This is a genomic window from Comamonas sp. (assembly GCF_009360615.1).
In the GTDB taxonomy this organism is placed as follows: Bacteria; Pseudomonadota; Gammaproteobacteria; order Burkholderiales; family Burkholderiaceae_C; genus Comamonas.
Genome location: NZ_SPEY01000071.1, coordinates 81,004 through 103,672 on the forward strand (window position 1 = coordinate 81,004; position 22,669 = coordinate 103,672).

Sequence of the window (22,669 nt, forward strand, 5' to 3'; positions counted from 1 at the left end):
CGGGATGGCAGCGGTGCGCTAGTGCTGCGCGATCAGGATGGCGCGCAGGCGGTCGCGCTCCCGCCCGTTGGCGGCAAGCCCCTCGTCCAGACGCGACGTCAGGGCATCGATATGCGCAATCATCAGTTGCTCGGCCCTGGCGTTATCGCCTTCGGCGAGTGCCTCGACGATGGCCGCATGATCGTCATTGGAGACCTGGGCCTCGGTCTTCGAGTGGTAAAGCGCCGCAGCTAGCATCGACCTTGCCGACAGATCGACGATCATTGAGGACAGAAAACGATTGCCCAGGCATTCGGCCAGGCAGATATGAAAGTCCGCGAGCAGTGCGCTGCGCTCGGCGGCATCGTCGGCAGCAATCGACTCCTGCTCCTGCGCAATATGCTGGCGCAGGCGCGTGAGCGCGGTCTGCAGAGGCTTGCCCGCATCGCGCAGCATGCCCGGCTCGATGACGCGCCGAGCGGCATAGGTCTCCCGGGCTTCTTCGAAAGAGGGCTCGGCCACATACCACCCGACACGGGAGCGCACCTCGACAAAGCCCCGCGCCTGAAGCTGGATCAGTGCTTCGCGCACCAGGGTGCGACTGACCTCAAACATGTCGGCGATGTCCTGCTCTCCCAGCCTCACTCCGGGGCGCAATCTGCCGGTCAGGATGGACTCGATCAGACGCTCGGCAATCTTGGTCTTCGCAATCACAGCACTACCTTCGGCATGGCTCTCCGTTCCATCAACAGGGCAACGCGCAGCATGGGACACCGTCCATCGCTGCTGCTCGGGACGCCACGGAGAGGTTCATCCGCAGCAGACTGCAGTTTACCGTTGCTTACGCCGTTCCCACCTCGCGTGGCAAGGCACTCCTGCTGCAGTCCCGTATCGCCGTCCCCGCCTCTGTGCAGCGGCACGCCAGGCTATTCGGAACTATTTGTAGGCACTCCAATGACCAAGGGTTCCCACCAATCCAGGCCCTTGGAGGCTTGTATACATTTTTCGGCTGATTCGATGTATACAAGATGATATTCAAGCGTGACACTTGTTCTCTCATCTCCAAAGCATCGGAGTGCATGCAACGCGTCCAACCACGCTGGCGTGCCAATGCCACGTTGTCCAGGTGAGATGGAACAAATTGCCTGAGGAAAGCCGTTGCACCGGACACGTGGTTGCTCCCTACAAAGGCAATAAATGAGAGACCTAGCAATCAACGAAGGCGGCCACTTCGCCCCCGGCCCGAGCACTGCAGCGCCAAAGCAGCATGAAACCCTGCCGACAGGGGTCTCACCCGAGCTCTACAACGCGGATCTGGCTCCCACCGCGAAAGAAGGTCGGTCCTGGGGGGCCTACAGCCTTTTCACCCTGTGGGTCAACGATGTACACAACCTCGGCAATTACTCGTTTGCCATCGGCCTGTTTGCCCTGGGCTTCAGCGGCGGACAGATACTGACAGCGCTGCTGCTGGGTGCGGCATTTCTTTTCGCGCTTCTGAACCTGTCGGGCTTCATGGGCTGCAAGACAGGCGTGCCCTTCCCTGTGATGAGTCGAATCAGCTTCGGTACGCGCGGCGCTCAGATACCGGCGCTGATACGCGGCGGCGTGGCGATCGCCTGGTTTGGCATCCAGACCTATCTGGCCTCCAAGGTGCTCGACGTGCTGGTAGTGATGCTGCTGCCGCAATCGCAGCCCCTGACGGAGCAGACGCTGCTGGGGTTGCCGCTGCTGGGCTGGATCAGCTTCACGCTGCTCTGGGTCGTCCAGGTCGTCATCGCCTGCTGGGGCATGGAGAGCATCCGCAAGTACGAGGCCTTCGCGGGCCCGGTGATCTTCATGACCTTTATTGCTCTAGCGGGCTGGATTCTCTACAGCTCGGGCGGGCAGTTGCACTGGTCGGCCCCCTCGGTTCAGGCCCAGGGTTCCAAGTGGGTGCAGATTCTCGGAGCCGCCTCGCTCTGGGTTGCTCTCTACGGCACCTTTGTGCTGAATTTCTGCGATTTCACCCGGGGTACCACTTCGCGCAGCGCAGTGATCAAGGGCAATTTCTGGGGCATTCCCATCAACATGATGGTCTTCGGTCTGGTCGTCGTGATCCTGACCGGCGGCCAGCTTTCCATCGATGGCTCGCTCATCAACAGCCCCGTGGACATCATCCAGAAGATTCCCAGCAAGCCTCTGCTGATCCTGGCCAGCTTTGCGCTGATCATCCTGACCATTGCGGTGAACCTGATGGCGAACTTTGTGGCACCCGCGCTGGCTCTGACCAATCTGCTGCCCAGAAAGCTCAACTTCCGCAAGGCCGCACTGGTCAGTGCCATTCTTGGCTTTGTCATCCTGCCCTGGAACCTGTACAGCTCGCCCGTGGTGATCGTGTATTTCCTCGGTGGTCTGGGCTCCCTGCTGGGGCCCCTGTTCGGCATCGTCATGGCCGATTACTGGCTGATCCGCAAGCAACGCGTGGATGTCGTGGCGCTCTACACCCAGCATGCGAACGGCCCCTACCACTATCGCAACGGCTTCAACCCGAGGGCCATCCAGGCCTTGATTCCCTCAGCCCTGATCTCGCTGCTCTTCGCCTTTGTGCCCTATCTCCAGTCCGTCTCCGCATTCTCCTGGTTCATTGCCGCAGGACTGGGGGCCTTCTTCTACTGGCTGGTCGCTCCCAAGGGACTGACCTACGCCGATCAGGATGGCGAAGCCATCGCGGTGGCCGCGGCCAGGCACTGAAGCATCTCGCAGACACAGGAAAGGAGGCTCCCAGGCACCTCCTTTCTTGCGGCACGCTCGAGTTCGCCGCTCTCGCGGCGCTACCTGCGCCTCACAAAAGCACGATGTCGTACTGCTCCTGGGCCATCGCAGTCTCGGCCTGCAGCGAAATGGGCTTGCCGATGAAGTCGGAGAGGCTGGCCAGATGCTGGCTTTCCTCGTCGAGGAACATCTCCACCACCTTGGGGGAGGCCACGATGCGGAACTCGTGGGGATTGAACTGGCGGGCTTCGCGCAGGATTTCGCGCAGCACCTCGTAGCAGATGCTGCGCGCGGTCTTGACATTGCCCTTGCCGGAGCAGGCCGCACAGGGCTCGCACAGCATATGGGCAAGCGACTCGCGCGTGCGCTTGCGCGTCATCTCCACCAGGCCCAGCTGCGAGAACCCGCCGGCCATGGTCTTGACGCGATCACGTGCCAGCTGACGGCGGAATTCGGAAAGTACCTCGACCTGATGCTCCTCGCGCACCATGTCGATGAAGTCCACGATGACAATGCCGCCCAGGTTGCGCAGCCGCAACTGACGCGCGATGGCGTGCGCCGCCTCCAGATTGGTCTTGAAGATGGTGTCGTCGAAATTGCGCGCACCGACATAGCCGCCCGTGTTGACATCGATGGTGGTCAGGGCTTCGGTCTGATCGACGATCAGGTAGCCGCCCGACTTCAGGTCCACCCGCCGACCCAGCGCACGCGCGATTTCCTCGTCGATGTTGTAGAGGTCGAAGATCGGCCGCTCGCCCTTGTAGAGCGCCAGCTTGGGCACCGCCGCCGGCATGTACTCCTGGCCAAAGCTCTTGAGCAGCGCAAACTGCTCGCGCGAGTCGATGCGAATGCTCTGGGTGTTCTCGCCGACCAGGTCCCTCAGCACCCGTTGCAGCAGGTTCAGATCCTGGTGCAGCACCGACATCACGGGCAGCTTCTGTGCCGCATCCTTGATGCGCGCCCAGGTCTTGCGCAGATAGCGGATGTCGTCGGCCAGTTCGGCATCGCTGGATTCCTCGCCATTGGTGCGCAGAATGAAACCGCCCCCCCCGCCGCCGTCCTTGGTGCCGACCAGCTCCTGCAGACGGGCACGCAAGGCATCGCGTTCGTTCTGGGGAATCTTCTGGGAGATGCCGATATGGTCGTCCTGCGGCAGAAACACCAGCAGTCGCCCGGCAATGCTGATCTGCGTGGACAGACGTGCCCCCTTGGTCCCTATGGGGTCCTTGATGACCTGCACCATGATGGACTGTCCTTCGAACACCTGCTTTTCGATGGGCGTCAGCGGCTGGTCCTTGCGCGCAAACATCGGTGCTTCGCCGTTTTCCTGGCGCTGCCAGACATCGGCCACATGCAAAAAGGCCGCACGCTCCAGGCCAATGTCGATGAAGGCGGACTGCATGCCGGGCAACACGCGCGAGACCTTGCCCAGATAGATGTTGCCGACAAGCCCCCGCTCCAGCGGTCGCTCCATGTGCAGCTCCTGCACGGCACCGTTTTCGACAATCGCCACGCGCGTCTCCTGCGGCGACCAGTTGATCAGAATATCTTGCTGCATTGACTGTCGTTCTTTCTTGATATGTCCTGGCGTTTGCTGCGCCCAGTGTGCGACGCACGCATGGCTGGCACAAGACAGCTGCCATGCAGACCTTCCCTGGGGGTCCGCGAGTGTCGATTGCGCCAATGGGTCAGAGCGGCCAGCCCAGCTGGCGCAACAACCCGGCCGTTTCGTAAACCGGCAGGCCCATGATGGCCGAATAGCTGCCACGAATCTCTGCAATATGTGCGGCCGCCCTGCCCTGTATGCCATAGGCGCCGGCCTTGCCCAAGGGCTCGCCGGTGAGCACATAGGCATCGATCTGTGCCTCGGTCATGGGCGCAAAGCGCACAGTGGACACCGACAGGGCCTGCAGACGCAGGGCTCCGCTTTGCAGCGCCACGGCGGTCAGCACCTCATGCTCCCTCCCGCACAGCAGACGCAGAATGCGGCGCGCATCCCCGGCGTCTGCGGGCTTGCCCAGAATCTGCCGCCCCAAGGCCACGGTAGTGTCCGAGCACAGGATGGGCGCCGCCGGCAGAGCGCGCCGCACATGGCGGGCCACGGCCGCATCGAGCTTGCCGGCCGTCACGCGCTGCACATAGTCACGGGGGTCTTCCCCGGCCCGCTCGGCCTCAATGGCCTCGGCATCCTCGGCGATATCGCCGGCCGCATTCGGCAGCAGCAATTGATGCGCCACGCCCAGTTGCTCGAGCAGCTGACGGCGGCGGGGACTTTGGGATGCAAGATAGAGGAATGGCGCCATGATTCTGATTAAAAAATGCCTCTAGCGCCCATACATCAAGCGCCATAGGCTATCAAAATCATAGTATCACGCACTGCGCGAAATTGCACGCAGCCTCCGATCGCAAGCGCCTATTCGCGGTGATAGGGATGACCGGCATTGACCGACCAGGCGCGGTAGAGCTGCTCTATCAACAGCACGCGCACCATGGCATGCGGCAGGGTCAGGTCGGAGAGACGGATGCGCTCGTGTGCCGCAGCCTTGAACTCGGGGTCCAGCCCGTCGGGGCCGCCGATGACCAGGGCCACGTCGTCGCTCTCGAGCTGCCAGCCCTTGAGGCGCTGCGCCAGCGCCTTGGTGGTCAGATTGGTGCCACGCTCGTCGAGCACCACGATGCGGGTGCCTCTGGGGATGGCGGCCTCGATACGCTTGCGCTCTGCCGCATACAGGGTCTCCAGCGTCTTGGAGCCGCGCGGCTCCGTCTTGACGGCCTTGAGTTCGACCTTGAGTTCGGGCGGAAAGCGCTTGGCGTAATCGTCGTAGGCGGTCTGTGCCCAGTCGGGCACATGCAGACCTACGGCCACGATGGTCAGCTTCATTTAGGCCTTGGCGCGGGGAGCACGCTTGGCGGCGGGTTTGGCAGCAGCCGGCTTGGCCGTACGAGGAGTGCTGGGCTTGACGACCACGGTCTTGACCGTCTTGGCAGCGGGCTTCTTGGCCGCTGGCTTGGCACCGGCGGCTGTCTTGGCGGCGGGCTTCTTGGCCGCAGCCTTCTTGGCCGCAGGCTTTTTCTCGACCACGGTGTTTTCCGCTGCGGCCTTGTCCACGGCCTGCCGGGCTGCCAGTTTCTTGGCGGCCACTTCGGCGGGCTTGGGCTTGGCCGCACCGATCTTCATGCGCACCGGTGTCTCGCCCCAGATTTCTTCCAGGCGGTAGTACTGGCGAATGGCCGGCTGCATGATGTGGCAGACCACCGAGCCGCAGTCCACGATGATCCATTCGCCGTTTTGCTCGCCTTCCTGACGGGGCACGGGAAACCCGGCTTCCTTGACGGCTTCGCGCACACTGGAGGCAAGTGCCTTGGTCTGGCGGTTGGACGTGCCCGAGGCCACGATCACGCGCTCGAACAGCGGGGACAGCGCTTCGGTGTTGAACACCTGGATGTCGTGGGCCTTGACGTCTTCGAGGCCGTCAACAATGGCGCGCTGGAGTTTGGTGACGTCGCGCTTGGCTGCGGAATCCGATTTGGTGGAGGTGGTCATCAGGCGATGGAATCAGTAAATGATGGGATCAATATAGCGTGTGCGGCCCCACACCCGTATCAGGGTTGGGTTGGCGAGGGCATCCAGACCGCCGGGGGCTGTGCGCTTCACGCATTGAAAAAGGTTGACGCGCCAGTCGATAGCGCGCATCCAGCTATGGAAATTATAGTTTTCTAAAAATTTCCCTGCTGACGGGGCCTTATGCCCCATCCGCAGGGGAGCGCAACCTGTGGGACGAGGGCCTGCGGGTCAGAGCCAGTCACGCCGAATCAGGAATTTCTCGAGCAGTTCACGCTCGGGGGTGCCGGGCGCATCCTCGCGCCGATAGCTCCAGTCCGCATGGGGCGGCATGGACAGCAGGATGGACTCCGTGCGACCGCCGGACTGCAGGCCGAAATGCGTGCCACGGTCCCAAACCAGGTTGAATTCCACATAGCGGCCACGGCGGTATCGCTGGAAATCCACCTGCTGCTGCGTGTACTCTGCATTCCGGCGCAGCTCCACGATGGGCAGATAGGCCTTCAGAAAGGCATCGCCCACCGAGCGCAGCATGGCAAAGCTCTGCTGCTGACCCAGCTCGCTGAAATCATCGAAGAAAATGCCGCCAATGCCGCGCTGCTCGTTGCGATGCTTGAGAAAGAAGTACTCGTCACACCATTGCTTGAAGCGTGGATAGAGCGCTTCGCCAAATGGCGACAGCGCATCGCGGCAGCACTGGTGGAAATGAACGGCATCTTCCTCGAAGCCGTAGACCGGCGTCAGGTCCATGCCGCCGCCAAACCAGCAGGTCCTGGGCTGGTCCGAGTGGCCGGCCGAGATCATGCGCACATTCATGTGCACCGTGGGCACCAGGGGATTGCGCGGGTGAAACACCAGCGACACTCCCATGGCCTCGAACGGAGCCCCCGCCAGCTCGGGCCGGTGCTGCGTGGCCGAAGGCGGCAACTGCGGCCCACGCACATGCGAGAAGCCGCAGCCAGCGCGCTCGAACACGCGCCCGCCCTCCATGATCTTGGTGACGCCGTTGCCCTGCAGCTTCTCGCCCGGCTCCTTGTGCCAGGCATCCGCCAGAAAGCGCCCACCACCCTCGCCTTCGATCGCTTCCAGCGCCTCGGTGATGCGGGTCTGCAGACCCGTCAGGTACTCACGCACCTCGGCCGCAGGCAGCTGATCAGCCACAGAAGAGGAGGATGCCTGGATCATCAGTCGGCCTTCTTGACAGCGCGGAAGCCGATGTCGCGGCGATACTGGGCTCCATCGAAATGGATGCCACGTGCCACGTCATACACCTTCTGCTGCGCCTGCTTGACACTGTCGGCCAGCACGGTCACACACAGCACGCGACCACCGCTGGTCACGGGCTGGCCGTCATCGCCCAGCTGGGTGCCGGCATGGAAGACCATGGCATCGTCGGCTGCAGCGGGCAGACCCGTGATGACATCGCCCTTGCGCGGATCTTCGGGATAGCCGGCAGCGGCCATGACCACGCCCAGTGCAGTGCGGCGATCCCATTGCAGCTCCAGCTGATCCAGCTTGCCTTCGCAGGCAGCCAGCATCACATCCACCAGATCGCTCTTCAGACGCATCATGATGGGCTGGGTTTCCGGATCGCCCATGCGGCAGTTGAACTCCAGCGTCTTGGGATGACCGGCCTTGTCGATCATCAGACCCGCGTACAGAAAGCCGGTGTAGGGCACGCCGTCCTTTTCCATGCCACGGATGGTGGGCAGAATGATCTCGCGCATGGCGCGGGCATGTACATCGGCCGTCACCACGGGGGCAGGCGAATAAGCGCCCATGCCGCCGGTATTGGGCCCCTGGTCACCGTCCTTGAGGCGCTTGTGGTCCTGGCTGGTCGCCAGCGCCAGCACGTTCTTGCCGTCGCACAGCACGATGAAGCTGGCTTCCTCGCCATCGAGGAATTCCTCGATCACGACGCGCGCACCGCCTTCGTTGTGTTGCACGCCGTATTTGTTGTCCACCAGCATGAAGTCCACGGCATCGTGGGCCTCCTGCAGCGACATGGCAACCACCACGCCCTTGCCGGCCGCCAGGCCGTCGGCCTTGATGACGATGGGCGCACCGAGCCGGTCCACATAGGCATGGGCCGCAACCGGGTCGGTGAAGGTTTCATATTGCGCCGTGGGAATGCTGTGGCGCGCCATGAAGTCCTTGGAGAAGGCCTTGGACGACTCCAGCTGGGCTGCCGTCTTGGTCGGACCGAAGACCTTGAGTCCGTGGGCACGGAACTCATCGACCACGCCGGCCGCCAGCGGAGCCTCGGGCCCGACCACCGTCACGGCAATCTTTTCGGCCTGGGCCCATTCGCGCAGAGCCTTCACATCGGTGATGTGGAGGTTTTCCAGCTTGCCGCCAGCCAAGGCGGTGCCACCGTTGCCGGGAGCCACATAGACCTTGGTCGCCTTGGGCGATTCGGCCAACTTCCACGCCAGAGCGTGCTCACGGCCACCGCCGCCAATCACAAGAATTTTCATAGTTCTGCGTTGTGGTAGACGTCCTGAACGTCATCCAAGTCTTCAATCATGTCCAGCAGCTTCTGCATGCGAGCTGCATCATCGCCTTCGAGAGCGATTGTATTTTCGGGGCGCATGGTCACCTCGGCCATGTCGGCGGTAAAGCCGGCGGCCTGCAGTGCATCGCGCACGGTTTCAAAGTCGCCGGGGGCCGTCAGCACCTCGATGCCACCTTCTTCATCGGTGATCACATCATCGGCACCGGCTTCCAGGGCGATCTCCATGACTCTTTCTTCGTCCGTGCCAGGGGCGAACATGATCTGACCCACATGCTTGAACTGGAAGGCCACCGAGCCTTCGGTCCCCATATTGCCGCCGTACTTGCTGAATGCGTGACGAACTTCGGCCACCGTGCGTACGCGATTGTCCGTCATTGTGTCCACGATGATGGCCGCACCGCCGATGCCATAGCCTTCATAACGGATTTCCTCATAGGTCACGCCGTCGAGGTTGCCCGTGGCCTTGTCGATGTTGCGCTTGATATTGTCGGCCGGCATGTTGGCCGCCTTGGCCTTGTCCACCGCCAGACGCAGACGCGGGTTGGCGCTCAGATCACCCCCACCCTGGCGGGCGGCGACCATGATTTCGCGAATGATGCGCGTCCAGATGCGGCCACGTTTTTCATCCTGGCGACCCTTGCGGTGCTGGATGTTGGCCCATTTGCTGTGTCCTGCCACAGGGAATCCTTTGATATTTGATTTAACCTAGCGGGAGCGATTTTACTTTTGACTGCATGCCCCCCCAGAGGAAACCCGAAATGGCTTCACCCCTTTTGATTGCCCAGCACTCTGCCACAGAATGTGTCCTGCTGCCCGGACTGGCCAATCGGCATGGCCTGATCACCGGCGCCACCGGCACCGGCAAGACCGTCACGCTGCAGAAACTCGCCGAAAGCTTCTCGCAGATCGGCGTGCCGGTTTTCATGGCCGACGTCAAAGGCGACCTGAGCGGCATCAGCCAGGCAGGCAGGATCGAAGGCAAGCTGGCCGCCTCGCTCAAGGAACGGGGCCTGACCCTGCCACAGCCCCTTGCCTGCCCCGCCACGCTGTGGGATGTGTTCGGCGAGCAGGGTCACCCCGTGCGCGCCACGATCTCGGACATGGGCCCGCTGCTCATTGGCCGGATGCTGAATCTGAACGAGACCCAGATGGGTGTGCTCAATCTGGTGTTCAAGATTGCCGACGACAACGGCATGCTGCTGCTGGATCTCAAGGACCTGCGTGCCATGCTGAACTTCGTGGGTGACAACGCCAAGCAGTTCACCACCCAGTACGGCAACATCAGCTCGGCCAGCGTGGGAGCCATACAGCGCGGCCTGCTGACCATCGAAAGCCAGGGCGGAGACCGGTTCTTCGGCGAGCCCATGCTCGACATCAACGACCTGATGCAGACCGATGCCAACGGCATGGGTGTGATCAACGTGCTGGCGGCCGACAAGCTGATGAATGCGCCTCGCCTGTACTCGACTTTTTTGCTCTGGCTTCTGTCCGAGCTGTTCGAGCAGTTGCCCGAAATCGGCGACCCCGAGAAGCCGAAACTGGTGTTTTTCTTTGACGAAGCCCACTTGCTGTTCAACGATGCGCCCAAGGTGCTGATCGAACGCATCGAACTGGTGGTGCGCCTGGTGCGCTCCAAGGGCGTGGGCGTGTACTTCGTCACCCAGAACCCTCTGGATGTGCCCGACAGCGTGCTCGGCCAGCTGGGCAACCGCGTGCAGCACGCCCTGCGCGCCTTCACGCCGCGCGACCAGAAGGCCGTGGCCTCGGCCGCCTCCACCATGCGCCCCAACCCGGGCCTGGATATCGCCGCAGCCATCACCGAGCTGGCTGTCGGCGAGGCCCTGATCAGCTTCCTCGACGAAAAAGGCCGACCCAGCGTGACCGAGCGCGTATTCGTGATTCCTCCCGGTAGCCAGCTCGGCCCCATCACGCCCGAGCAGCGCAAGGCGCTGATCGACGGATCCCTGGTCGCCGGCGTCTACGAGAAAGCCGTGGACCGCGAATCGGCCTTCGAGATTTTGCGCGACCGCACAGCCAGCGCCGTGCCCGCAAGGCCCGGCGACGCCCCTGCCGCAGCCGGAGCTGCCGCAGCGCCCCCGCCAAGCGGCGCCGCAGACGCCATGATCGACGGACTCAAGGAGCTGCTGTTCGGGCGCACCGGACCGCGCGGCGGCCAGCACGACGGACTGGTACAGACCATGGCCAAGTCCACGGTACGCACCGTCGGCAACAGCCTGGGCAAGGAAATTCTGCGCGGCGTGCTGGGCGGCATTCTGGGCAACAAGAAACGCTGAGAACGCGCTTGCTCCCCCTCTCCAGGCCTGCATCAGCAGGCCTTTTTTACGGCCGCCAGGCAAAAAAAGCTCAAGGCCTTGGTCATTATGTCGATACATAATGAATCCAACTCCTGGTGCCTGCCGCCAGTCTCTTGGACAGGTGCTGTGCCTGAAGGCACAGCCTTCCTCCACGCTAACCACGCTGCGCGGCCATGCCGCAGACCTTCAGGACGCTACGGCCGTGCAGTGCTTTTGCAAGTTTTCAGCCAATGCAATTCAATCAATGGCGTGTATCCACCAAGCTGTGGTGCACTTTGGGCGGGCTTCTGAGCATGATGCTGGCCGTCTCGCTATGGAACCAGCACTCGTCCACCCAGGCCCTGCAAGCCGGCATGCAGACCCTGGCCGACTATGACAATCGCATCAATCTCGCCGTGCAGTGGAAAGGCGCCACGGAGACCACGGGCGAACGTGTGCTCACCAGCAATATGACCACCGACGACGTGCTGACCCAGCGCATGGACGAGCGGGTCAAAGAAGGCGTGGCCATCAACGGGGCGCTGCAGGCACAGGTCATCAAACTGGCTCAAAGCGATGCCGACAAGGCTGCCCTGCAGAAGATCGCAGCCGTGCGCGCTGAAGTCCTGGCGCTGAACAAGCAGGCACGCGAGATCAAGCTGACCGGCGATATCGACGCCATGCGCGACTTCATCCGCCTGCAGTATCTGGGCGCCATCGGCCGTTATGTCGATTCGCTGCAGGAGTTTGTGAAGCTGCAGGAGCAGCAGCGCGACGCCGCCAGCCTTCAGCTGCATCAGGAGCAGCAAAAAGCGATCTGGCTGTCCTGGGCGGTACAGGCCCTGGTGCTGACCGCCGCACTGGGCCTGGCGCTGGCCCTGACCCGCTCCATCACCCAGCCTTTGAATGAAGCCGTGGAGCTGACCCAGGCCATTGCACAGGGCGATCTCACGGTGACCGCCGGCAACGGACGCCATGACGAATTCGGCCGCCTGCTGAACTCCGTCTCGACCATGGCGGCCCAGTTGCGCAGCCTGGTGAGCGATGTGCGCACCAGCGTGCACTCCATCAGCACCGCCTCGGCCGAAATCGCCACCGGCAACCATGACCTGTCTGCACGCACCGAGCAGACGGCCGCCAATCTTGAGGAAACCGCAGCCAGCATGGAACAGCTGACTGCCACCGTCGCCCAGGCCTCTGACACGGCCCGCCAGGCCAACCATCTGGCAGGCAATGCCGCACAGGTCGCCCAGCGCGGCGGCCATGTGGTGCAGTCCGTGGTCAGCAGCATGGGACGCATCAGCGACAGCGCGCACCGCATCTCCGACATCATCGGCGTGATCGACTCCATCGCCTTCCAGACCAATATCCTGGCCCTCAACGCGGCAGTCGAGGCCGCACGCGCCGGCGAACAAGGCCGGGGCTTTGCCGTGGTCGCCGGCGAAGTGCGCGCCCTGGCCCACCGCAGTGCCGAGGCCGCCAAGGAGATCAAGGCGCTTATCACCACGTCCGTGGATGCCGCCCAGGAAGGCGCAGACCAGGTTTCCCAGGCGGGGCGCGTGATGGAGGAAATCGTCAGCAGCGTCGGCAAGGTCTCGGACATGATTGGCGAGATCAGCGCCTCCGCCATGGAGCAGCATGACGGCATCAGCCAGGTCAACCAGGCCGTGACCAACCTGGACCAGATGACGCAGCAGAATGCCGCCCTGGTCGAGGAATCCACGGCGGCCGCAGTCTCGCTGAGCGACCAGGCCCAGCGCCTGACCGGCATGGTGTCCGTGTTCAAGGTCCAGGCGGCAGACAAGGCGCCAGCCCTGGCGGCCTGAACGGCACGGCAGATGCAGGATTCGTGCATCTGTCGTTCCACGCGCTTTTCTGCCGGGCGCTCCCTGACGCCCATGGGTCGGCGTTGGTGCCGCGGGTTTGACCCTAGCCGTTTTTCTGCCGGCAGTCGCGGGGGTGACTGGCCCCGTCGATGCCGCAGGACACCATGCCGGCATGCCCCAACTCTCTGACGACACCTTGCTGACCGCCGGTCTGCGCAGCTTTCGCCTGGACCTGGCCGACCATATCGCCCATCTGGTGCTCAACCGCCCCGATGACTTCAACACCCTCAATCCCAGGTTCTGGCAGGAGCTGGATCTGGTGCTGGACACACTGCATCGCAGCGGCCAGTCGCGTGCGCTGGTCATCAGCAGCACGGGCAAGCATTTTTGTGCCGGCATGGCACTCGAGACCTTTGCCGACCCCGACTTTGCACCCAACGACCGCACGCCCGAAGGACGCGCCGCCATCATCGACACCCTGGCCCAGCTGCAGTCCACCTTCAACAAGATCGAAGCCCTGCGCATGCCCGTGATCTGCGCCATCCAGGGCGCCTGCGTGGGTGGCGGACTGGATCTGGTGGCCACGGCCTGCATACGCTATGCCAGCGCCGAGGCCTTTTTCTGCGTCCAGGAGATCAATATCGGCATGACCGCCGACCTGGGCAGCCTGCAGCGTCTGCCCAAGCTGATGCCGCTGGGCATCGTCAAGGAGCTGGCCTATACCGGCCGTCGCATGACAGCGCAGGAGGCCGCCAGCCACGGCCTGGTCAACGCCGTCTACGACACCCCCCAAGCTGCCGTCACCGCGGCTCTCGCCTGCGCGCACGAAATTGCGGCCAAGCCGCCCGTGGCCATCTGGGGCAGCAAGCAGGTGATCGATTACGCGCGCGACCACAGCGTCAGCGACTCGCTGCAGCAAATGGGCTGGGTGCAGAGCGGCATCTGGAGCAACCGCCATGTCATGGAGGCCGTGAGCGCCATGCAGGCCAAACGCGCCGGCGATTTCCCGCCGCTGGAGCCGCTGCAGGCGTTTGCACCCACGCTGGCACAGCCGGGCAAGCATTCCTGATTGCATGGCTGCCCGCCCTTGCCAAGCAGGGGCTGCCCGGCTTGTCCACGCATATTCTTCGGACTGCTGGATGGCCCGCTGCAGGCCATCGACGCCATGGCATGCAGCAACGCGGCAGTTCGGCTTGAAGTGGCCCACGCCCCGCTATCATGGATCCGGTCACCACCTTCACCAGTCCTGCCATGAGCACAAACACCGCCCCCCTGCCCACCTATGACGACGTCGTGGCCGCCGCCCAGCGCCTGCAGGGCGTAGCCCACCGCACGCCGGTGCTGACCAGCCGCACCATGGACGAGCAGCTGGGCGCACGCCTGTTCTTCAAATGCGAGAACCTGCAGCGCATCGGAGCCTTCAAGTTTCGCGGCGCCTACAACGCCCTGGCCCAGTTCACGCCCGAGCAGCGCAAGGGAGGCGCACTGGCCTTTTCCTCCGGCAACCATGCGCAGGCCATTGCCCAGGCAGCCCAACTGCTGGACATGCCGGCCCTGATCGTCATGCCCGAGGATGCTCCTGCCTCCAAGATGGCAGCCACGCGCGGCTATGGTGCCCAGGTCGTCACCTACAACCGTTTTACCGAGGACCGCGAAGCCATTGCCGACAAGCTCGCGACCGAGCGTGGCATGACACTGATCCCTCCTTACAACCACCGCGACGTGATCGCCGGCCAGGGCACGGCGGCCAAGGAATTGCTCGAAGATGTGCCGGACCTGGACTATCTGTTTGTCTGCCTGGGCGGCGGGGGCCTGCTCTCGGGCAGTCTGCTGGCTGCCAACGCCCTGGCTCCACAATGCAAGGTGATCGGCGTCGAGCCCGAAGCCGGCAACGATGTGCAGCAGTCGCTGCGTGCCGGCCATATCGTCAGGATCGCCACCCCGCGCACCATTGCGGACGGCGCCCAGACCCAGGCAGCGGGCGATCTGACCTTTGCCGTCATCCAGCAGCGCGTCAACGAAGTGCTGACCGTCAACGACGAGCAACTGGTGGACGCCATGCGCTTTTACGCCGAGCGCATGAAGATCGTGGTCGAACCCACGGGCGCACTCTCGCTGGCAGCCGCCATCAACGGCGGCCTGCCGCTCAAGGGCCGGCGCGTAGGCATCCTGATCAGTGGCGGCAATGTGGATTTAGAGCGTTTTGCCAGCCTGCTGTCGGAGTGACAGCGAAAATAGCGTCCGTTGCGGCCCGGCCCGCATCCGCCTGATCCGTTTTTGCAAGCACGAGTCCGCAACAAGCGGGCCTGCCTGCGTTCACCACAAAGACCAAGAACATGAGCACTTTGCATTTGATCGACCACCCTCTGGTCCAGCACAAACTGACGCTGATGCGCCGCAAGGAAGCCAGCACCAACAGCTTTCGCCGCATGCTGGGCGAGCTGTCCACATTGATGGCCTATGAGCTGACGCGCGACTTCCCGTTGCAGGACATCGAAATCGAAACGCCCATGGAAAAAATGACAGGCAGGGTCATCGACGGCAAGAAGCTGGCACTGGTCTCCATCCTGCGCGCAGGCAACGGTTTCCTGGACGGCATGCTCAACGTGGTTCCCGGCGCACGTATCGGCCACATCGGCCTGTACCGCGACCCCGAGACGCTCAAGCCCGTCGAGTACTACTACAAGATGCCCGAAAACATGTGCGAGCGTGACGTGATCGTCGTTGACCCCATGCTGGCCACCGGCAACTCGGCCGTGGCCGCAGTGCAGCAGCTCAAGGACAAAAGCGCGCCCAAGTCCATCAAGTTCATGTGCCTGCTGGCCGCCCCCGAAGGCGTGAAGACCATGCAGGCCGCCCATCCCGACGTGGACATCTATACCGCTGCCGTGGACCGCGAACTCAATGACCATGGCTATATTCTGCCCGGTCTGGGCGATGCCGGCGACCGTATCTTCGGCACCAAGTAAACAGCTACAGCGCCCTTTGAAAAGGCCCCTGCAGTTGCCTGACTGCCGGGGCCTTTTCTTGGTCCGAAGTCCGCTCCGAGGCTCGGTCTAGCGCAGCGCCATGTTGTTGAGCTTGTCCAGCCGCACGGGCCAGCTGCCCTGCCGGGCCGACTGCAGCAGGATTCGCGTCCAGGCAATCCAGGCATCCCATTGCACGCGCTTGTCCCAGGCATTGCCCCAGGTGCAAAAACACTGCAGCGCACTCTCGGCAGCCACAGCGGCATCGGCGTTGCGGTCCGCGCTCAGGTACAGCTGGGCCAGCACCATCTGCGGCTCGCCCACCCAGGGGTTGAGGGCCACGGCCTGCTCCAGCGTGGCGATGGCGGCATCCAGATCGACCAGCGGCTGATCGAGCTGGATCACCGACCAGTACAGCGCCACGGCCGCAGCCTCGTTGCCCGCGCTCAGCAGCTGACTGCAGTTCGCAAACACCGGCGGCAGCGGCAGCTGGGTCTTGAGCACAGGATGCTGCAGCGCCCGGCCCAGGCCGCTGATCTGGCTGAGCATGCGGCTGCTGGGGCGCATGGGGCCGGGCCACAGCGACGCCGCCCAGTGCACGGCCTGCTGACGGCTGTGGTCCACGGCCGGGAAGCGCGAATAGATGTCTTCCTGCCAGCTGAACCACTGCTCCATGCTGTCGGCCATGCTGACAATCGCGAACACAGCCACTTCATAGGCGGTGAGCCTGATGGTCTCGCGCGGCTCGGGGCCGTTGCGCTCGATCTGCAGGCTGCCGTCGGCTCCGAGCTCGCCCGCCAGCAGCCTTTGCACGAACTGGGTACGGCTCATGGTGCAGAACAGATAGACCAGATGCTCGGCCTGCTCCCCGACCAGGCGCTTGAGCTGCTCGCGCTCATTGCCGGCATCGAACTTGACCAGATCGACAAAGGCATTGCCGTAGACACTGTGCAGCAGACCCAGCTGGCGCACCTCCCTGGGTTGCTGCCACAGCGCCAGAGAGCGCGCCACGCCTGCCAGATGGTGGCGAAAAGTGCCGGCCTTGTGCCAATCCTGGCCCACGCCGCGCTCCAGCACCACGGGCAGCAGCGGCGCCAGATCGGCATCACGGCTCAGCCATTCCTCGTCCAGCAAGGTCTTGGCGCGCTCGAACAGCGCCGCATCCAGTTGATTCCAGGGCTGCTTCATGCGCTCACCATGCGGTTGTGTAAGCACCCTTGAAGGTCTTTTCCACAAAGGCCTTGACCTCGGGTGACTGGTAGGCCTTCACAAACGCCTGCAGGCCTTTGCTGTTTTCATGGCCGGCACGCGTGACGATGAGCACGGTCACATAAGGCGTGTTCACATCTTCGAGTGCCAGCGAATCGCCCTGGGGAGACAGGCCGGCTGCCACGGCGTAGCTGCTGTTGACGGCAGCGGCATCCAGATCATCGAGGGCGCGGGCCAGCTGGGCGGCTTCGAGCTCGACAAACCGGAGCTTTCTGGGGTTGGCCGTGATGTCCAGCACCGAGGCGCGGGCGCCTGCCTCCGCCCTCAGCGTGATCAGGCCCTGCTTGGCCAGCACCATCAGGGCGCGCGAGCCATTGGTGGGATCGTTGGGAATGCCCACACGCGCGCCGCTCTTGAGATCGGCCAGCTTCCTGATCTTCCTGGAGTACACGCCCATTTGCTGGTTCACGGCCTTGGCCACGGGCACCAGCTTGTAGCCGCGATCCTTGTTCTGGGCATCCAGGAAAGGCTGGTGCTGGTAGATGTTGGCGTCGAGGTCGCCCGCGGACAGCGCGGCATTGGGCTGGATGAAATCACCAAACTCCACCAGCCTGACCTTCAGCCCCTGTCTGGCCGCAACCTGCCTGGCCACTTCGGCAATCTGGGCGTGGGGGCCCGCCGTCACGCCAACGGTCACGGCCAGATCCTGGGCCTGCGCCAGCCACGCGGCAGGGGCCAAGGCGGCAACCGCCAGGGCTTTTACGAGAGAACGCTTGTGCACCATGGGCACCTTTCAAGACAAATCCGGGAAACAGCGGCCCGCCGGGCATGTGCACGCCCAGGGACAGCGGCTGGAAACTTACCGCATAAATCCGGCCGCGGCGGCCCCGTCGGGGCCCGCTACCATCACAAAGCGGGATGGCTGGCAGCGCAGCTCGGGAAACATCGATCGGAAACGGCGCAAGCATGCGCTCGCACATCGAGAAAAGCGATCAGGCCGGCAAGACCTCAGGCGCAAGGCACGCTTGACATTGAACTGCACTTCAAGCTTAAGTTGGGCGCCACAGGAGACACCTCATGCCTTGTCGCATTCTTCACGTCGTCAGCAACGTCGCCCATTACGAAGACCCAGCCGAGCCCACCGGCCTGTGGCTGTCGGAGCTCAGCCATGCCTGGGAAGTCTTTGCCCGAAGGGGCTATGCACAGCATCTGGTCAGCCCTCGGGGTGGCCATTCGCCGCTGGAGCCGCGCTCGCTGAAATGGCCGAACAGGGATGCGACGGCAAAGGCATGGCTGGCGGATCCCGTGCGAATGGCCCTGCTCTCCGGCACGGCCGCACCAGATACGGTGGACGCACGAGACTTTGACGCCATTTACTTCAGTGGCGGCCATGCCGTGATGTGGGACTTTCCGTCATCGCAGGGGCTGCAGCGGATCACGCGCGATATCCACGAGCGCGGCGGCGTCGTGGCCTCGGTGTGCCACGGCTACTGCGGCCTGCTTGACACACGCCTCTCCGATGGCTCGCTGCTGGTCGCCGGACGCAGGCTGACCGGGTTTTCCTGGCTGGAGGAACGGCTGGCCGGCGTGGCCGGCAAAGTGCCGTACAACGCCGAAGCGCTGATGCGCCAGCGCGGTGCCCGGTATGAGAAAGCCCGGTTGCCCTTTGTCTCCAAGGTCGTGACAGACGGCAGGCTGGTGACGGGGCAGAACCCCCAGTCGGCCCGGGCCACTGCCCTTCAGGTGGCTCGGCTGCTGGGCTGAGCGGGTTGCACCTGCTCCTCCTCGTCCGGCCGCAGCAAGCGCATCTGCGACAGCACGCGCCGCGCATTGCCGGCGCAATCCATGTCCTCGGGCCTGGCCTCGATCTGGGCGATCAGCTCGCTCAGTTCGGCGCGATTTCGCGTCAGCTGAGCCTGCATCCGGTCGATGCTCTGCAGCTTGCGATGCAGCGTGACCAGCAACTCGTCATGCTGCCACTGCGCGAGGTCCTCGGGCAGCAACTGGCGCAGCTCCTGCAGGCTGAAGCCGGCCCGCTGCGCCGTGGCAATCAGTCTGAGCGCCAGCACCGACTCTTCGGGATAGCTGCGATAGCCGTTGGCCTGGCGCCGGGCGGCGCCCAGCAGACCGATGCGTTCGTAGAAACGGATGCGCGATGCGGCCAGACCTGTGCGTCGGGAGAGTTCTCCGATCTTCATGCCCGCCATTTTCGCCCAATCGGCGCTTGACCTTCAACCAAGCTTCAAGCTTACGCTTGCGCCATTCCCGGTCATCACGGCTGGCGAAGACTCTTCAAGGAGCAGGAATGCAGACCATACTGGGCGCCAACGGACAGATCGCCACCGAGCTGGCGCGCGAACTCAGGCGCAACTACAGCGATGCGCTCAAGCTGGTGAGCCGCAGGCCGCGCAAGATACATGACACGGATCTGCTCGACGCCGCCGATCTGCTCGATGCCGAGCAGACTGCCAAGGCCGTTCAGGGCAGCAGCGTGGTGTATTTCACCGCAGGCCTGCCTCCCGATACGCAACTCTGGGAGCAGCAGTTTCCGACCATGCTGGACAACGCCCTGACTGCCAGCCGCGCTGCGGGAGCCCCTTTTGTCTATTTCGACAACACCTATATGTACCCGCAGAACGCGCAACGCCAGACCGAGCACATGGCATTCGCCCCCGTGGGGCGAAAGGGCCGGGTGCGCGCCGCCATGGCCGAGAGGGTGCTGTCCGAGATGGCGCGCGGGGAGATTCCCGTGCTGATCGCGCGGGCGCCCGAGTTCTACGGCCCGGCCCAGACGCAGAGCATTACCAACACTTTGGTGATCGACAGGCTCAAGGCCGGCAGGACACCGCTGGCCCCGGTACGGGACGACCGTCTGCGCACCCTGATCTGGACGCCCGATGCCAGCCGCTCGCTGGCCCTGCTGGGCAACACGCCCGATGCTTACGGTCAGACCTGGCATCTGCCTTGCGACGATGAGCGTCCCAACTACAAGCAACTGATCGACTGGGCCAGCCAGAGCTTTGGTCGCCCTTTCCAGTCTTCCCGCCATCACCTGCTGCCCCGCTGGGCACTGAGCGCAGCGGGCCTGATCTCCAAACCCGTGGCAGAGCTGCGAGAGCTCCTGCCCCGCTATGCCCACGACAATCTGTTTGACTCCAGCAAGTTCAAGCAGGCATTTCCGGGGTTTGCCGTCACCAGCTACCGGCAGGGGCTGGCGCTGATGGCCGAAGAATTTCAGCAAAAACAGCGGCAATCCCTTACCTAGATTGCGAATGCAGCTATCAGATAAGCATTAATAGCTAAAAGGTTACCAGCTCAGCGCCTGGGCCAGCTGCTCGGCCCGGTTTTGCTCGCGTGGACTCGCCACCGAGGCGCGCAGGATGGTGCGGCTTGCGCCCTGGTCAACGATCCAGAAGACGACGCGCTTGACGGGATCAGAGCCCGGCCGGCTCTCCTGCGGACTCACTTCAAACGTCCATTCGCGGCCTTCAGGCCGGCGGTCCCTGGAGCGCGTCTGCGCAGTGAAGCTGCGCTTCTTCAAGCTCCCCGCCTTCAAGCGGAACTGCTTTTCCAGCGCGGTGCGCAGCAGCTTCTCCTGCGCCTCATCGGACTCGGGGATCTTCAGCCCCGTGGTCAGGCCCAGTTGCTGCCCGGTCATCAGATCGCGGTACATCATGCGCTGCGAATCCTCAGGCTCTTGCAGATGAAAGCCTGCCGCACGCATGGGCAGCACCATGCCGGTGCGCCGATTTTCCAGATCGGCCACCTGCGGGTCCTGGGCCTGCACCCAGATGTTCTGCAGCCCGCCAGCATTGCGCAGGTACTGGCGCATCAGTCGAGCGGCATCGGCGTCGCGGCCCTGCTGCGCCGCCAGCTCGGCTCCATATTGCTGAGCCTGGTCCACCAGTTCGGACTCCAGCCTGAACAGGCTGACATAGGGCCAGGCCTGCAATGCCTGATCCAGATAGCGGCTGGCCTCGGCTTGCTGACCGGCCTTGAAGGCCGAGATGCCCGCCACCGTATTCAGGCGTGCCAGCTCGGCGGGGAACTGTGCATCGGCCAAGGCAGCGCGGGCCAGTTGCCCGGCCCTGGGCCAGTCGTCATCGCCCCGCCAGGCGTGGCTCACCTCGCGCTCCTGGCGTGGTAGCTCAGGCGGCAGCTCGGGCGCTTGGGGCCATTGCATGGCCTGCCACAGCAGGGGCAGCTGCTGCAGTGCGCTGTCACGCTCGCTGTCCATTTGTTCTGCATGCAGGCTCAGTCTCCAGTTACCGCGCACCAGCCCCCAGTCCAGATGCAGGACATCGGGCCTCCCCTCTTCTCTTTTCTCGCGGCTGGCCTGCTGGCTTTGCAGGGCGTCAGCGAACGGCAGGGCCGGCAGCCTCAGCCCAGGCTCTGGCGTCTGCTCGCCGGCAAAAATGCCATGCTCCTGCTGCAGCGACTTCTGCCTGGCTGCAGTGTCCATGTCTTTCAGACCATCGTCATAGCCGAGCCGCATGCGGACGCGCAGGCGCCTGCCATCGGACTTCAGATAGACGTACTCCAGATTCGCGACCTCTTTGCGATCCCTGGCCGGCTCCATCTGGACCAATACCCAGCGCCCTTGCACCAGCGGCACGCTGAGCTGCGCGGCCTGGTAGTGCAGCTGCTGGTCTGCCGTATTCCACTGCCACAGCGGCTCAAAAGCCTTGGACTCCTGTTTGAGCGCCTGCAGATAGCGAGTCAGTGCGCCTTGATCGCCGGCCATCATGGCGGCCGTCAGGCCGCGCTGTATCAGCGCCTGCATCTGACCGCTGACCGGGTCGTAGCCGTCGGCCGAGGCCAGAGCCATCATCTGGTCGGTCTGCAACACGGCCTGCGCGTACTGCCCTTGTTGATAAAGCAAGGCGTAGAGCAAACCGGAGGCATCGAGCTGCTCGTATGGATTGCCGCGCGGCAGCGTCATGTCCAGCAGCTTGCGCGCCTGGGCAACGGCATCGTCCCAGCGCTTGCCCTGTGCTGCCTCGACCACGGCACGGCGCAGCCTGAAAAAAGGCGAATCCTGTTCGGCAGGCGAGTCCGCCTGTCGCGCACCCCCCTTCAGCCTTTCAGGCTCGGCCGCCTGCGGCGCAGGGCCCGCCAGCAACAAGGCCACCGCCATGGCGGTCAGGGAAACAGGCGCGGGAATGCAAGGCAAAGAAAACATGAGGGCAATTCACAAGGCAATTCAGCAGGCTTGCAGTATAGAAAGCGGCTGCCGGGGCGCTGGCCGAGGATGACTCGGGGCAAAAAAAAGAGCGACCCAGGGGCCGCTCGTTTTGCCATGCTGCGATGACTTCAGTCCACCAGACCTGCGTAGACATGCTGAACATCGTCGTCGTTTTCCAGACCGGCCAGGAATTCCTGCACTTCTTCCTGCTGCTCTGCAGACAGGCTGCTCATGCTGATGGGGTTCTTGGCCTTGTAGCCCAGCTTGACCGACAGCACCTTGATGCCTTGCGCGGGCAAAGCCTTGCTCACGGCGTCCAGATCGGCAATATCGGTAATGAACAGGGTGGTGCCTTCTTCTTCGCCAGCTTCGAAGTCTTGCG

The 22,669-nt window shown here is 63.5% G+C and carries 21 protein-coding genes; 8 read left to right on the forward strand and 13 right to left on the reverse strand.

The window, feature by feature from the left end; genetic code table 11:
• Positions 1 to 18 precede the first annotated feature (18 nt).
• Positions 19 to 693 carry a GntR family transcriptional regulator gene (locus E2583_RS18345; protein WP_291597641.1) on the reverse strand — a complete coding sequence of 225 codons (675 nt, stop codon included), beginning with the start codon at positions 691 to 693 and terminating at the stop codon, positions 19 to 21.
• A 483-nt stretch (positions 694 to 1,176) separates the two neighbouring features.
• Here E2583_RS18345 and E2583_RS18350 point away from each other — a divergent pair, with 483 nt between their 5' ends.
• Positions 1,177 to 2,709 (forward strand): NCS1 family nucleobase:cation symporter-1, encoded by a 1,533-nt coding sequence (locus E2583_RS18350; RefSeq protein ID WP_291597642.1) that lies wholly within the window; start codon positions 1,177 to 1,179, stop codon positions 2,707 to 2,709.
• Positions 2,710 to 2,800: 91 nt separating this feature from the next.
• Here E2583_RS18350 and rng read toward each other — a convergent pair whose 3' ends face one another.
• The 7 genes from rng to E2583_RS18385 all read right to left on the reverse strand — a co-directional run bounded on the left by rng (position 2,801) and on the right by E2583_RS18385 (position 9,485).
• Positions 2,801 to 4,288, reverse strand: a complete 1,488-nt coding sequence (rng, locus tag E2583_RS18355) for a ribonuclease G (protein WP_291597643.1) — start codon at positions 4,286 to 4,288, stop codon at positions 2,801 to 2,803.
• Positions 4,289 to 4,418: 130 nt separating this feature from the next.
• Positions 4,419 to 5,033 (reverse strand): nucleoside triphosphate pyrophosphatase, encoded by a 615-nt coding sequence (locus E2583_RS18360; protein ID WP_291597644.1) that lies wholly within the window; start codon positions 5,031 to 5,033, stop codon positions 4,419 to 4,421.
• 110 nt (positions 5,034 to 5,143) lie between these two features.
• On the reverse strand, positions 5,144 to 5,611 hold the full coding sequence (gene rlmH, locus E2583_RS18365) for a 23S rRNA (pseudouridine(1915)-N(3))-methyltransferase RlmH (protein ID WP_003053899.1): 468 nt from the start codon (positions 5,609 to 5,611) through the stop codon (positions 5,144 to 5,146).
• Positions 5,612 to 6,274, reverse strand: a complete 663-nt coding sequence (gene rsfS / locus E2583_RS18370; RefSeq protein ID WP_291597646.1) for a ribosome silencing factor — start codon at positions 6,272 to 6,274, stop codon at positions 5,612 to 5,614. It abuts the gene before it with no gap.
• Between the two features lie 249 nt (positions 6,275 to 6,523).
• Positions 6,524 to 7,477, reverse strand: coding sequence for an oxygen-dependent coproporphyrinogen oxidase (hemF, locus tag E2583_RS18375; protein ID WP_291597647.1), 954 nt, complete (start codon positions 7,475 to 7,477; stop codon positions 6,524 to 6,526).
• Positions 7,477 to 8,769, reverse strand: coding sequence for a phosphoribosylamine--glycine ligase (purD, locus tag E2583_RS18380; RefSeq protein WP_291597648.1), 1,293 nt, complete (start codon positions 8,767 to 8,769; stop codon positions 7,477 to 7,479). The genes hemF and purD overlap by 1 nt, the downstream gene beginning before the upstream one ends.
• A complete protein-coding gene (locus tag E2583_RS18385; RefSeq protein ID WP_291597649.1) occupies positions 8,766 to 9,485 on the reverse strand; it encodes a YebC/PmpR family DNA-binding transcriptional regulator in 720 nt (239 codons plus the stop codon). The genes purD and E2583_RS18385 overlap by 4 nt, the downstream gene beginning before the upstream one ends.
• An 80-nt stretch (positions 9,486 to 9,565) precedes the next feature.
• Here E2583_RS18385 and E2583_RS18390 point away from each other — a divergent pair, with 80 nt between their 5' ends.
• The 5 genes from E2583_RS18390 to upp all read left to right on the forward strand — a co-directional run bounded on the left by E2583_RS18390 (position 9,566) and on the right by upp (position 15,896).
• On the forward strand, positions 9,566 to 11,101 hold the full coding sequence (locus E2583_RS18390) for a helicase HerA-like C-terminal domain-containing protein (protein ID WP_291597650.1): 1,536 nt from the start codon (positions 9,566 to 9,568) through the stop codon (positions 11,099 to 11,101).
• Positions 11,102 to 11,352: 251 nt separating this feature from the next.
• Positions 11,353 to 12,927, forward strand: a complete 1,575-nt coding sequence (locus E2583_RS18395; protein WP_291597651.1) for a methyl-accepting chemotaxis protein — start codon at positions 11,353 to 11,355, stop codon at positions 12,925 to 12,927.
• A 172-nt stretch (positions 12,928 to 13,099) separates the two neighbouring features.
• Positions 13,100 to 13,996, forward strand: a complete 897-nt coding sequence (locus E2583_RS18400; protein ID WP_291597652.1) for an enoyl-CoA hydratase-related protein — start codon at positions 13,100 to 13,102, stop codon at positions 13,994 to 13,996.
• Between the two features lie 182 nt (positions 13,997 to 14,178).
• Positions 14,179 to 15,153, forward strand: a complete 975-nt coding sequence (locus E2583_RS18405; RefSeq protein WP_291597653.1) for a threo-3-hydroxy-L-aspartate ammonia-lyase — start codon at positions 14,179 to 14,181, stop codon at positions 15,151 to 15,153.
• A gap of 110 nt (positions 15,154 to 15,263) precedes the next feature.
• A complete protein-coding gene (gene upp / locus E2583_RS18410) occupies positions 15,264 to 15,896 on the forward strand; it encodes a uracil phosphoribosyltransferase (RefSeq protein ID WP_291597654.1) in 633 nt (210 codons plus the stop codon).
• A gap of 87 nt (positions 15,897 to 15,983) precedes the next feature.
• Here the strand turns inward: upp and E2583_RS18415 are convergent, their stop codons facing one another.
• Entirely contained in the window at positions 15,984 to 17,081 is a 1,098-nt protein-coding gene (locus E2583_RS18415) for a DUF6817 domain-containing protein (protein WP_291597655.1), read from the reverse strand.
• 4 nt (positions 17,082 to 17,085) lie between these two features.
• Positions 17,086 to 17,886 carry a MetQ/NlpA family ABC transporter substrate-binding protein gene (locus E2583_RS18420; protein WP_291597656.1) on the reverse strand — a complete coding sequence of 267 codons (801 nt, stop codon included), beginning with the start codon at positions 17,884 to 17,886 and terminating at the stop codon, positions 17,086 to 17,088.
• A gap of 293 nt (positions 17,887 to 18,179) precedes the next feature.
• Between E2583_RS18420 and E2583_RS18425 the strand changes: the two genes are divergently transcribed.
• Entirely contained in the window at positions 18,180 to 18,866 is a 687-nt protein-coding gene (locus E2583_RS18425) for a type 1 glutamine amidotransferase domain-containing protein (RefSeq protein ID WP_291597657.1), read from the forward strand.
• Here E2583_RS18425 and E2583_RS18430 read toward each other — a convergent pair.
• Positions 18,842 to 19,300 carry a MerR family transcriptional regulator gene (locus tag E2583_RS18430; RefSeq protein ID WP_291597658.1) on the reverse strand — a complete coding sequence of 153 codons (459 nt, stop codon included), beginning with the start codon at positions 19,298 to 19,300 and terminating at the stop codon, positions 18,842 to 18,844. The two genes, E2583_RS18425 and E2583_RS18430, sit on opposite strands and share 25 nt — an antisense overlap.
• Before the next feature lie 107 nt (positions 19,301 to 19,407).
• Here E2583_RS18430 and E2583_RS18435 point away from each other — a divergent pair, with 107 nt between their 5' ends.
• Positions 19,408 to 20,367 carry an NAD-dependent epimerase/dehydratase family protein gene (locus tag E2583_RS18435; protein WP_291597659.1) on the forward strand — a complete coding sequence of 320 codons (960 nt, stop codon included), beginning with the start codon at positions 19,408 to 19,410 and terminating at the stop codon, positions 20,365 to 20,367.
• Positions 20,368 to 20,409: 42 nt separating this feature from the next.
• Here E2583_RS18435 and E2583_RS18440 read toward each other — a convergent pair whose 3' ends face one another.
• A complete protein-coding gene (locus E2583_RS18440) occupies positions 20,410 to 22,284 on the reverse strand; it encodes a hypothetical protein (RefSeq protein WP_291597660.1) in 1,875 nt (624 codons plus the stop codon).
• A 131-nt stretch (positions 22,285 to 22,415) separates the two neighbouring features.
• Positions 22,416 to 22,669: YebC/PmpR family DNA-binding transcriptional regulator (locus E2583_RS18445; protein WP_291597661.1), on the reverse strand; the 254-nt coding region annotated here is incomplete at its 5' end.